We start from the raw sequence: 12,044 nt of genomic DNA, 5'->3' as shown, positions 1-12,044 counted from the left end.
ACAGCTGAAAAAAACAGTACATCCCAATTATCGGTGAAGCAGCAAAACCGCAAAATAATAGATTGGATATTAGGCAGGCTCAGCCAAAAGTATCTATTTTACACTCGTTTTGCAGCGCCGTCTCATCGGGCAACAGAAACGAAGAACCACACCGGGAAGACCCCGGCTTAGCTAAAACTACAATTACACATGTCGAAAGCGAACACCTTTGACTTTGACAATCAGCCCTCACTCTTTGGGCACCCGATTGGGCTTTTCGTCCTATTCTTTACCGAAATGTGGGAGCGCTTCTCCTACTATGGCATGCGCGCCATCCTGGTCCTTTACATCATCAGCTCGGCAACCGGAGACAACCCGGGCCTGGGCTGGGAGTCCTCTGAGGCACTGGCGCTTTATGGCTGGTACACCATGCTGGTTTATGTGATGTCCATACCCGGTGGTATACTGGCCGACAAGTTTATCGGGCAAAAGAAGGCGGTGCTCTACGGTGGCTTGACGCTGGTTGCCGGGCACGGTATTTTGGCTATTGAGGCTATTTGGGCTTTTTATACGGGCCTGGCCCTTATCATTCTTGGCGTGGGTGGGCTGAAGCCCAATATTTCCACCATGGTGGGCGGCTTGTACAAGCAAGGTGATGAACGGCGCGATCAGGGCTTTACTATATTTTATATCGGCATTAACGTTGGGGCCTTCCTGTCCTCCCTGATTGTGGGCGCGGTGGGCGAGACCATCGGCTGGCACTATGGCTTTGGCCTGGCGGGTATTGGCATGCTCCTCGGGCAGGTCATTTTCATGCTGGGGCAAAAATACCTCAAGGGCGTAGGCGAGCCCCCAAGCAAAGCCCCCAAAGCGGCCGGGGAAGCCGCAGATTCCTCTTTTGGCGACTTATTCCAGGAGCTTTTCAGGAGCCCGGTGCAGCTGGCGATTACAGCTGGCCTCATTATCGGCTCTTCGATCCTGGCATTTACCGCTTTTGAAGGTACGGACCGTTACCTCTATACAGCGCTGTTCCTGTTCCTTTCTATCGTAGCCGGGCTGATGATGATGATTTACAAGGAAGTGAACAGTATCGAGAAAGACCGCTTTATGGTGCTCATCCTGTCTTTCCTGATCATTATTGTCTTCTGGGGCGCCTTCGAGCAGGCGGGTGGTTTACTCAATATTTACACCCTGAACAAGATTGACCGCATGGTGAACTTCTTCACCATCGACCTGCTGTTTTACGGCGCTGGTGGCATTTTGCTGATCCTCGGCATCATCCACTACTTCCAGAAAAAAGATACGTACTACCTGTTTTTGCCGATTGGGGCACTCATTTTGGCAGGCTATAGTTTTTACCGGTCGGATTTGTATACATCCGGGATGTATGAAATCCCGGCATCGGTCTTTCAGTCCGTGAATGCCCTGTTCATCATTATTTTCGGTACCCTGGTGGGCAGCTTCTGGATTTGGTGGAAACATCAAGGCTACGAGAGTTCGTCTCTGGTGAAGATGGCAGTGGGTACCATTATTATGGGCGCGGGCTTCCTGTTTATGGCGAAAGCCAGTGCAGATGTGGAGCAATACGGCGACAAAGCCGCGCTCTACCTGCTCATCCTGGCCTACCTGCTGCATACTTTGGGCGAGCTTTGTGCTTCACCGGTTGCCCTTTCCTTTATCACGAAGGTGGCGCCCGTCAAGTATGTCTCCATCATGATGGGGGTTTATTTTGCGGCCACCGGCCTGGGTAATAAAGTGGCGGGTGCCATTGGGGAGTCTTCTCAGCTGGAAACCGTGAGTACGGAACTGGTGGCTTCTCCGGCAGAATATGACCTGGTTGCAGATACAGTCATTATGAAAGCCGATGATTTTGAGTTCACGGCCAATGCCTACCTGGAAGGCGGGCAGGTGGTGCTCCGCGAGGGCGGTGTGGACGTAAAGCAACTGCTGCAGCTTTCGCCCGAAAATGAGCAGCTGCTGACCGAATATCTGCAAGAAGAAGGGGCGGCATCAGATGCTCAACTCACGGCAGTGGTGCGCATGGCCTACGACGAGGAAGCCAAAGCTGCCATTGAGAATGATGGCGCTAAAGTCGATATCAGCAAATACAGTGGCGAAATAGAACTCTTCGAGCTGCAAAATCAGCAGGAGTACAAGACCTTTGTCGGCATCTTCATCTTTACCGCAGCCTTTGGCGTGCTGCTGTTGCTCTTCTTCAAGCGCCTGAAGAAACTGACCCACGGCGCGGAGGACACCACCGACACCCACTTCGAGGAGCAGGAAGGGTACGAAATTGCCGATCAGACCGACGAAGACAACCCTACTCAGGACGACGATGGGTCTATGCTGAACCCTCCGAAATCATAAAACCCTGGCCTCCGGCCCTCTCATAGAAGGGACGGGGGCTTTTTCATCTAACCAAATTACGAATCTGCAAGCCCTGTTTTGGGGCCAACAAAAAACAGCAAAACACTTATGTCGAACGGATCATTGAACAGCCTGACCAAACACGGAACCGTGCTCGGGCACCCTTCGGGGCTATTCGTTTTGTTTTTCACGGAGATGTGGGAACGCTTTTCCTACTACGGTATGCGGGCCCTGCTCGTCATTTTCCTCATTGGGGCTATAGATGTGGAGAATCCCGGCTGGGGATGGGAACGGGAAGACGCGCTGTCCCTTTTGGGCACCTATGCCCTTATGGTTTACCTCACGCCTATTCTGGGCGGATACATTGCTGATAAAATGATCGGCTATCGTTCAGCGGTGGTTATCGGGGCATTGCTGATGACCCTGGGCCACGCCTCTATGGCCGTGGAGACCCCGCTCTTCCTTTACATTGGTATTGGATTGCTGATCTTTGGCAACGGTTTCTTCAAGCCCAACATGACCTCCATCATCTCCAAGATGTATGAAAACTTCCCGGAGAAAAAAGACGGCGCATACACCATCTTCTACATGGGTGTGAATGCCGGCGCCTTTCTGGGCATAATGCTTTGCGGGTACCTGGGTGAGAAAGTCGCCTGGAGCTTTGGTTTTGGCCTGGCGGGTATTTTCATGTTCCTGGGCATGCTTCAGTTCTACTTCGCCAAGCCCATTTTTGATGGCATTGGCGACAAGCCGGAAGCCACTACTGATGAAGAGCTCGAGATACCGGAGGGCGACAAGCTCAACCCTTTCAGCCTGCTGGACAAAATTCTGATCGGCGCTTTTGTGGTGCTCTCGGTAATCTGGATTTTCAATGACCCCCTATCCAAGATCGGGGAAATGCCAATATTGCCGGGCGGAGCAGAAGGCACTGTGGCCAATTCCGTGATACTAACGGCCCTGGTTGCCTTCCTTGTACTGCTTATTTCCCGCCTGACCCGTTACACGCCTTTGGTACGGGATAAAATGATTGCGGTAGCCATTTTTGCGTTCTTCACCGTATTCTTCTGGGCTTCTTTTGAGCAGGCGGCGGGTTCTATGGCGATCTTTGCCAAAGACTACACGAGCCGTGCCCTGGCTGGCAATACGGCCATGATTTTCAAGATCGTGGATACGATCATCACCATCATACCACTGGCGATCATCACCTGGGTGCTTTACAGCCTGTTCCGGATGACCTACAAGAAAATCACGCTTTCCAATATTATCCTGGGGCTGAGCTTTGTGATCATCTGGGGAATTGTGATCTACAAGTTGATCCGGGAATTCTCCAATACCGGGACAGAAGTTCCAGCCACCTGGTTTGCCATTCTGAATTCCCTGTTCATTATCATGTTTGCGCCGTTGTTCTCCCGATGGTGGGAAAGCAAGTACAACCCTTCTGCGGCGATGAAGTACGGAATCGGGCTGTCCCTGCTGGGCGTAGGCTTTGGTTTTCTGGTGTTCGGTTCCCTTTCCATTCCTCAGGGAGCAGAGACCGCAGCCGTAAGTATGATCTGGCTGATTCTGGCTTATCTGTTCCATACGTTGGGTGAGCTCTGCCTGTCACCGGTAGGGCTTTCCTACCTCAGCAAGCTGGTGCCTGGCCGTATGATTGCCTTTATGTTTGGCATCTGGTACCTGGCCATTGCCATTGGCAATAAGCTGGCCCACTTTATGGGCGGCAAGATTGACGCGATCGTCTCGCAGTACTCACTGAGTACGTTCTTCCTGATCTTCACCATAGTCCCTATTGCCTCCGGGCTGCTGGTGATGGCGCTCAACCCATTGCTCAAGCGCCTGATGCATGGTGTCCGCTAGGTAGTCAAGCACTTCGCGAGGGACCGGGCTGTTGCCATTTGCCGCAACAGTCCGGTTTTTATTTCTTCCCTTCTGAAACTTTGAAGGCATCGGATTTACCGCTATTTTGAAGAGGTATATCATATAGTAATGAGGATAACCGACACCACTTACTATGAAGCCTGCCGTTTTTGTTGCAGTTGCCTAAGGCAGTAGGGGCAATGAAATGAAGTCTGCTGCTGCCCCCGTTACTTACCAAAATCCAGTTTCTGTGAATACTCAGGTGATCGGCGTGGGAAGCTTTTCATTTAAAATCAGGTGGTAACTTTAGCCCCGATAGCTATACGGGGGGCGACCTGACAGACAACCTTACGTCTTATGCTCAGGCCACGATTCCAAAATCGTCGCCTGAGTTTAAACCAAGAAAGCGCCTTCAAAACCGAAGCTCCATACCCCTGCGCCCTTTACCAGACCACGGCGCCTTGAACTGAAGGATCAGCGTAAGATTAAGCTCATTGATCGGGCGGAGCATTTCCCGCTCCCTGTTCCTCAGCCCCAGGCCATGAATGTAGGACAGCTCTACCATATACCTTTTGTACCAGTAGGCGAGTGACAGGTGTGAGGTGTACTCGAAATAGCGATGATCAGGAGCGTTTTCACGGTAATTGTAACTCGTGATTTTCCAGTAATCTTTTCCATCTGTACTTATCTCAGAATTATGGATGTAGTTCAGCCCAAGTCCAGCTCCTACCAAAAATGCATCAGCAATTGAACGCTTAACAGCAAAATCCGTACGCCAGCTATCAAAGCGATGAAAATTTATACTAGCGATGCCATCTGTCCGCATTCTGAATACACGATCAAAATAATAGCCGTTCGCCCAGGAAAAGAATAGCGCTTCGCCTATTTGTTGTTCTACGCTCAAACCAACCAACAAGTGCCTTAGGGTTTGTGCGTCCACATCGTACCAATCTGGACGAGGTCCTGCTACATGGAAATCCCCTCCTTCAATATCCGTCAATCCTCCTCCCAGCCGCAGGCTGAAGTAGGTCTGCCCGTGCAGGGCACTTGCGCTGAGCAGTAGGAGTAAGGCAGTAAAGGTGCGTTTGAAGTAATGGTTCATGGCTTTATTTTTTTAGCCCTCCTGATTTCCGAAATTGCTTCTTCCGCTTGAAGAGAGAATGCAAAGATGCATTACTCGTTCTTTTTGGAAATCAGGAGGGGCCGTTTTAACTTTATGCTATCTGTTAGGCATTACTTTTTGGGTGCCTAACCATTTTCCATTTTCGTCAAAGTATTGCAACATTAGCATGCCGTATCGGCTGGGGAGACCTTCATCCCTTATATCTTTGAAGAGCCCATCATAAACCAGCCTTCCCATGATGTCGTAACCTTTAATCCAGTACACTGATTGCTGTGGTAGGTTTTGATCTATGGTAAACCGGGTTTTACCCAGGCGGTGTTCGACAGCACTCTCATGTTGCCCTTCATCATTGTGCATCAATGGCTGCAGGCTATCATAGTACTCCCAACAAGTGGGGTCATCTCCGTTGCAGTCAATTAACCTCACCGTGATGGACTGATTGTACGCAGGGCCTACTGTAGGAGAATATATGTCAATTTCAAAGGATTGAGGGTAATAAGGGTAATTATCAAATTGAGTTACGTACAAGCAATTGCCTTCAAATAAGTTCGTACCAGATTGACCGTTAGCCGTCCAGTTCGCATCTCCAGGAATATACCACCTGTACGTAGCATTAGGTATCCCTCCATTGATACATAACAACAAGACATTGTTTTCTTCACAAACAATAGGATTTCCAGTGATAGTGTATGGACAAATAGGTGTATTACCCACACAGATTTCATTCCATGCTCTAGCGATCGAAGTGTACTCTTCCGAACATACACTGTGTTGCAATTCAACCACCCCTAAAACCGCATCTTTAAGGTCGCCGTAATCACTTAATGAGGAATTCGCTGCCAGGGCATCCATGATATAGCCTAAAACCGTTTCCATGCCCAGCGAGTTGATGCCCAGAGCGGGGTCTCCTTCACTGGCTAAGAAAAACCAATGGCTAAGTGGGGTGGACCTCGTGTGTGGTTGAAGTAAACTTTCAACATCCGAAAAACAATTGAACTCAGGGTTGGCTAAGTCTCTGTTTACTTTTTCGGCCACAGCCGGCTCATCATCACCTATTACCCAATCGACTGAGCCTTGTATAACGGACTCGACATAGGTACCAAACATATCTGCGATACCTTCGTGAAGGGATTCATTTCCTGCATTTGTATATTCCAGCGACTCCCCAGACATATAGCAATGACCTAGTTCGTGGGCAACGATATCAAATATAGCCGTAGTTGACCCTCCTAGGAAGCCTAGAGCTATAAAGGCACTAAAATCAGTGGATTCACTGTAAGCTATTGCGTTTTCCTTTTCATCCACAGCAACCCGGACCGTGCCAAAATCTATTTCTAAAGAGGAGGAGAAAATTTTTACGCATTCCGTAGTTGCAAAATGAGCTTGATAAACATGAGGAGAGGCTATAGTCCCGTCCCACTGAAGGAGGTTAGTTGACGGTATAAAGGCGTCAGGCCATTCACTGAGATTAATGCTCAAGGGTCTTTCTTGCATATTTCCACCAAAATCATAAGTTCTTACCTCCGAATCCAGGTTTTCACTAATTAGCCGGGTTGCTGATCCGTCAAACGAATCATTCAAATCATTGGTGTTTCCAGGAAGTTGCCCATATCCGGGTGTTTCCATAGGAGCAACCAAATTCATTGATCCGTCGGTTACATTAAGCACCGTCCCGCTTTTGGCATCTACCCATGCCCTTTTGCTTTCACCATCAATAATATAGTTAACATCCCAGGCTAGATGGTAAGCACAGTCATTAAGAAGATTGGGCCAGATGCTCATATTGGTATCTAAAACAGACAGGCTTGCCTGAGGTTGGGCTACATAGTAATTCCCCAGAGTATTTGCCACTGAAATCGAGCTCAATGGAATAGGGTCTATCGAGTGTACCTCTGTTGCAACAAACGGAAAAAGCATTTTCACTTCTAAACAGGGGTTTTCAGGGCCTGGACCTGGTCCAGCCAGAGCAGCAATCGTGAATCCTCCCCCTTCAACCAGAATGTTCTTATAATATTGTTGATAACGGTAATAACTGATTCCATCATCGCCCCGGCTCTTTTGTGTTTTTACCAGCTGAAAACTATAATCATTATTCAGCCCCATCATACTGCTGATGCTATCCACGCCTCCCAGCTCGTGCCAGTGGTCAGCTCTAATTATCATCCGGCCACTTGGATAAATAGTATCAGAAATATACTCCATTGTTTCTAATGCCCCAGTATCAAAAAATCCATTGTAGCTATCACAGGTAGACCAAGCTCTATAGCTATTTTTCTCACCCTCACGTTGAGCATAGGAAGGATTGGTCATGACAAACAAGAGAACCGTCGCTAGCAGAAACTTAAGAACGCTGTGTGTGTGTCCTCCTTCGCCGATTGGCTTCGGCGGATGTAATGTGTATGTGACTTCTGTAATAACCAGAGCCACGCAAAAGGTTAAGCAAGTTCATTGTTCAGTGTTTAAAACTTGAGAGATTAGAATAAGCGCTTATCCTATTGTCATCCTAAAGATATGAAAATTTTAGGAACCATTTTGTGACATTTTCTCCGAAAAAAGACTGGGCTGATTATTGGCTAATACATATAGAGGATAGATACAAGCCTAATAGTCAATCCAGTAGCTATGGTCAAATTGGTGATTAAGCAGCGCGCTGGTTTAAATGCACAAAAAAACAGTTTTCTGCCCCACCACGCCCCCGTCACTCCCCAAAATCAAATTCCTGTGGACATCCAGAGAAATGTCGCCAGGCACCGCGGTCTGCCCAGCTAGCCATTAGGGCGTATACAAAATAAGCCTTCAAAACCGAAGCTCCATCCCCCTGCGCCCCTTGCCAGACCACGGCGCCTTGAACTGAACGATCAGTGTAAGGTTGAGCTCATTGATGGGGCGGAGCATTTCCCGCTCCCTGTTCCCCAGCCCCAGGCCATGAATGTAGAAAAGCTCTACCCTATACCTTTTGTACCAGTAGGCGAGCGACAGGTGTGAGGTGTACTAGAAATAACGGTGATGGGGAGCGTTGCCCCCAAGGTTCCTGCATTTTCCGCATCCATGCCAGTTTCAGTATTAGACGACAAAGATTGCCCTCATACCATCGTGCCAAAAGTTCTAAATCATAAAAAAACATACTTTTTCAAAATTTTATTCATATTTCACTATGTTTACAATATGATTGAACGAATACTTGCAGAACGCATAAGCGGAAAAGCCGGTAGAGGAAAGGCGATTATTATAATTGGGCCCCGGCAGGTTGGTAAAACGACATTGATCAAAAAATTGCTCAGGAACGAGCGATATCAATTTTTTGATGGTGACGACCCACGTATCAGAACATTATTGGACACCCCAAATACGGATCAAATCCGTGCCTTTATCGGCGATCACAAAGTCGTATTTATTGATGAAGCACAGCGGATCAACAATATAGGCCTAACGATGAAAATAATAATTGATCAGCTAAAGGATGTTCAATTATGGATTAGCGGCTCCTCTTCCTTTTCACTGTTCAATGAGCTCAATGAACCACTTACCGGGCGGAAATGGGAATACGAACTATTTCCAATAAGCTGGGAAGAATTTGAGCATCATGTAGGGTTTATTGAAGCCGATCAGCAATTAGAAAGGAGATTGGTATACGGCATGTACCCAGATGTCATCAACAATCCTAATGAAGAGCCGGAAATTTTGGGAAATCTGGTTAGCAGTTATTTATACAAAGATGTTTTGTCTTATGCTGGAATAAGAAAACCTCAGGTATTGGATAAGCTGATTCAGGCATTGGCTTTACAAATCGGAAGTGAAGTCCGTTACAATGAGTTGAGCCAGTTAGTGGGTGTGGACCGGAACACCATCGAGAAGTACATAACGATATTGGAACAAGGATATGTCGTATTCAGGCTTCCAAGTTTTAACCGAAACGTTAGAAATGAAATCAAAAAAGGAAGGAAAATCTATTTTTATGATAATGGTATCCGGAATGCTGTAATTGGTGCCATGGACCACCTGGCATTAAGATCAGATGTCGGACAACTTTGGGAGAACTTTCTTATCTCAGAGCGAATAAAAATGAATAAATATAAATTCACCCTTGCAAAATCTTTTTTTTGGAGAACAAACCAGCAGCAGGAAATTGATTACGTTGAGCAAAGAGGGCTGAATTTGAAAGCCTACGAATTTAAATGGAACCCAAATAAGCGCGCTAAAATCTCAACTACTTTCACTAAAGCTTATGATGCCGAAGGGTTCCTGATTAACAGAGAAAACTTTCGAGCATTTGTTAAGTAGATACCGGTCCTTCCATCTACCTAACTGGCATGCGTTAGCTCGTTTATTACTATAATGCCGGAGTGGGAATTTTCAATGTGCAGGCTTGGGACTTTAACAAGAGGGGCTCACCACGCCCCCATCATTCACCAAAATCCAGTTCCCGTGGACATCCAGGGAAGTGGGGTCAGGCAATGCAACCTGCCCAACTAGCCTTTGGATTATATAAAATAAGCCTTCAAAACCGAAGCTCCATACCCCTGCGCCCTTTACCAGACCACGGCGCCTTGAACTGAAGGATGAGCGTGAGGTTGAGCTCATTGATGGGGCGGAGCATTTCCCGCTCCCTGTTCCTCAGCCCCAGGCCATGAATGTAGGACAGCTCTACCATATACCTTTTGTACCAGTAGGCGAGCGACAGGTGTGAGGTGTACTCGAAATAACGATGATCAGGAATGTTGCCCCCAAAATTTCGACGAGTAGCCCTTGTTAGCCACAATTATTAATACTCAATATTCACTTACCCTAAAACGTCCGCATTGGATATTCATACTATCGGGTGCATTAACGAAATGATTAACACTCCTTTGCGGGAAGCGAACTTGAAAATGCCCCTCTACGATACTAGTGTCTTGATTAAAATAATCAATGATTAAAAAGTCATTATAAGTCAGTTCATCATCGGGAGAAAAATCAAAGTCTCCAACTATGGAATGGTCTTCAAGGTAAGTATATTTAGTTCGCGCTACATTTGGAATGGGTACATTACTGTATGAAAACCCCAGCCAAATTGTATCATTTAAGTCCGTATGTTTATTAACAATAAAATATAGATAGCCATCTATACTATTCGATTCATACTTCCGCAAGTTTACTAACATCATTGCAGATGGGGTGTTTATTTCTAACTCAGTATTATCTGCTATCCAACACTCCTCATTCATCACACCAACACCATAAAAATCCCCCGGAGTCGAGCAATCCATTTCGCTACAATCAACCACCATGCCATCAGGTTCTTTTATCATCATATCATCATCATTGCAACAGCTTATAAAAAATGAAAACAGAATCATATTGAGAAAGTATAACTGCTCTTTCATTAGTGTACGATTATTATGGGCAGATGAAAATATCTTTCGGCAGATTTTAACTCCAGGATATAAAATCCAGGAACCATGCTGCCTACGTCAATGCTTAATTGGGTTGATTGTTCGCTAAGCAGGTTTTTATGAAAATCGTACCTGGTACCTTGAACGGAATAAAGATTGACTTCTAACAAATCATTTAAAGCGACTGTTTCCGATTCAATGTATAGGATATTCTTCACAGGATTAGGGAAAATACTTAAAGCACCTTCATCACTGGTTTCAGATATACGCCCAGCTTTTACTCTTCTGCTAGACCTAACTGCATAGGAGTCCTCTCCGTTTGGGTCAATTTTCAAATTCCATGCACTCCAGTTAGTGAGCTGTAATACCCTGACAACCTCATCCGGCTCTTCGGTACAACTAGCAGTCAGTCTGATGAAGCCAGTCGGTTGGTTCTGAGGAACATCTACAGCCTGTAGAATAGCATCTTCCTCATAAGACAGCGTCTGAAAGGTATTCTGATGATCCCAGCTAATTTCCCAGTGATACTCAACAATGCCGTCTTGACAGCCTTCATAGTAAGAGGAATAAGTAAAAGAACCGATATTATCGTGATAAATATACAATGGCCCAGTGGCATTGGCATTAAAAGGGGGGTCTGCAAATCCGCCCTCCACCATACCTCCAAATAGACTAATCGGGCAAGCTGTCTGGGCTATCATTCTAGCATTATTATGATCTTCTGTGCCAGTGGCAAATTCCTGATAAAGTCCTTCCGGATTAGAAAATCTCAATACCCTGCTTACACCAGCGTTCCCGTCCATGACAGTACTCATATATTGGGCACAAAAATTTTGCCCCTCACCAGATATTGGCAATGTGCATATTTCATAAGCATTAGCAAATCCGTGTGGGTCATCTTCCTTTAAATGTCGACAGCCAAGTAAGTGTCCTATTTCATGGGCAAAAATATCTGGCGGAGCTTCTGTATCAATCACACTAAAAACCATATTCACGTCTGGTACACCACCTGTAAATCGGCCATCATTTATCATTGCTATTCCGCCTAGTTGCACGCCATCTGAAAAGAAATCCATGACTTGGAACAAGACAACCAAATCGGCATTATATTCATCTCTAAGGGCTGGAATATTTGGATTTTGTTCTAATTGGCCGCGAGCAGCAATCGCGTTGCCCATCTCTTCATACCCCTCCAACAATTCATATCCTGCAATTTCAGCCGAGACATTGGTATTAGGAATCGCAGATTCGGCAAGGGCAGTATTTAGGTCAGCTACCCCAAGTATTGCTTCTTGCTCATAATCTATCCCTGCGTCGAGTACTTCTTGTGAATAAAGTATTAATAC

8 protein-coding genes are annotated in these 12,044 nt (G+C 46.5%); 3 read left to right on the top strand and 5 right to left on the bottom strand.

Features of this window, described 5'->3' with window-relative positions:
• The first annotated feature begins 189 nt into the window (after window positions 1-189).
• Both IX84_RS14580 and IX84_RS14575 read left to right on the top strand, forming a co-directional pair.
• Window positions 190-2,346, top strand: coding sequence for a peptide MFS transporter (locus IX84_RS14580; protein WP_063978275.1), 2,157 nt, complete (start codon window positions 190-192; stop codon window positions 2,344-2,346).
• A 108-nt stretch (window positions 2,347-2,454) separates the two neighbouring features.
• Window positions 2,455-4,203 (top strand): peptide MFS transporter, encoded by a 1,749-nt coding sequence (locus IX84_RS14575; RefSeq protein ID WP_044222222.1) that lies wholly within the window; start codon window positions 2,455-2,457, stop codon window positions 4,201-4,203.
• A gap of 412 nt (window positions 4,204-4,615) precedes the next feature.
• Here IX84_RS14575 and IX84_RS14570 read toward each other — a convergent pair whose 3' ends face one another.
• Both IX84_RS14570 and IX84_RS14565 read right to left on the bottom strand, forming a co-directional pair.
• Window positions 4,616-5,305: a hypothetical protein gene (locus IX84_RS14570; RefSeq protein ID WP_044222218.1), complete on the bottom strand. Its 690-nt coding sequence runs from the start codon at window positions 5,303-5,305 to the stop codon at window positions 4,616-4,618.
• A gap of 117 nt (window positions 5,306-5,422) precedes the next feature.
• Entirely contained in the window at window positions 5,423-7,753 is a 2,331-nt protein-coding gene (locus IX84_RS14565; protein WP_044222215.1) for a M4 family metallopeptidase, read from the bottom strand.
• 579 nt (window positions 7,754-8,332) lie between these two features.
• Here IX84_RS14565 and IX84_RS14560 point away from each other — a divergent pair.
• Entirely contained in the window at window positions 8,333-9,607 is a 1,275-nt protein-coding gene (locus IX84_RS14560; protein WP_238578284.1) for an ATP-binding protein, read from the top strand.
• A 217-nt stretch (window positions 9,608-9,824) separates the two neighbouring features.
• Here IX84_RS14560 and IX84_RS33355 read toward each other — a convergent pair whose 3' ends face one another.
• The 3 genes from IX84_RS33355 to IX84_RS14550 all read right to left on the bottom strand — a co-directional run.
• Window positions 9,825-9,977 (bottom strand): hypothetical protein, encoded by a 153-nt coding sequence (locus IX84_RS33355; protein ID WP_160213781.1) that lies wholly within the window; start codon window positions 9,975-9,977, stop codon window positions 9,825-9,827.
• A gap of 118 nt (window positions 9,978-10,095) precedes the next feature.
• Window positions 10,096-10,689 carry a hypothetical protein gene (locus tag IX84_RS14555; RefSeq protein ID WP_044222209.1) on the bottom strand — a complete coding sequence of 198 codons (594 nt, stop codon included), beginning with the start codon at window positions 10,687-10,689 and terminating at the stop codon, window positions 10,096-10,098.
• Window positions 10,689-12,044 (bottom strand): zinc-dependent metalloprotease family protein (locus tag IX84_RS14550; RefSeq protein WP_044222207.1); only part of this gene is annotated, 1,356 nt, incomplete at its 5' end. The genes IX84_RS14550 and IX84_RS14555, both read right to left, overlap by 1 nt.

It is taken from the genome of Phaeodactylibacter xiamenensis (genome assembly GCF_000759025.1).
GTDB lineage: Bacteria > Bacteroidota > Bacteroidia > Chitinophagales > Saprospiraceae > Phaeodactylibacter > Phaeodactylibacter xiamenensis.
The sequence above is the reverse complement of the archived record's forward strand: the minus strand, read 5'-3'. Positions and strand labels throughout refer to the sequence as shown.

Coding starts and splice junctions, on each gene's coding strand:
- IX84_RS14580 (WP_063978275.1), top strand. CDS start 190: ATGTCGAAAGCGAACACCTTTGACTTTGACAATCAGCCCTCACTCTTT.
- IX84_RS14560 (WP_238578284.1), top strand. CDS start 8,333: ATGGGGAGCGTTGCCCCCAAGGTTCCTGCATTTTCCGCATCCATGCCA.
- IX84_RS14575 (WP_044222222.1), top strand. CDS start 2,455: ATGTCGAACGGATCATTGAACAGCCTGACCAAACACGGAACCGTGCTC.
- IX84_RS33355 (WP_160213781.1), bottom strand. CDS start 9,977: ATGGTAGAGCTGTCCTACATTCATGGCCTGGGGCTGAGGAACAGGGAG.
- IX84_RS14555 (WP_044222209.1), bottom strand. CDS start 10,689: ATGAAAGAGCAGTTATACTTTCTCAATATGATTCTGTTTTCATTTTTT.
- IX84_RS14570 (WP_044222218.1), bottom strand. CDS start 5,305: ATGAACCATTACTTCAAACGCACCTTTACTGCCTTACTCCTACTGCTC.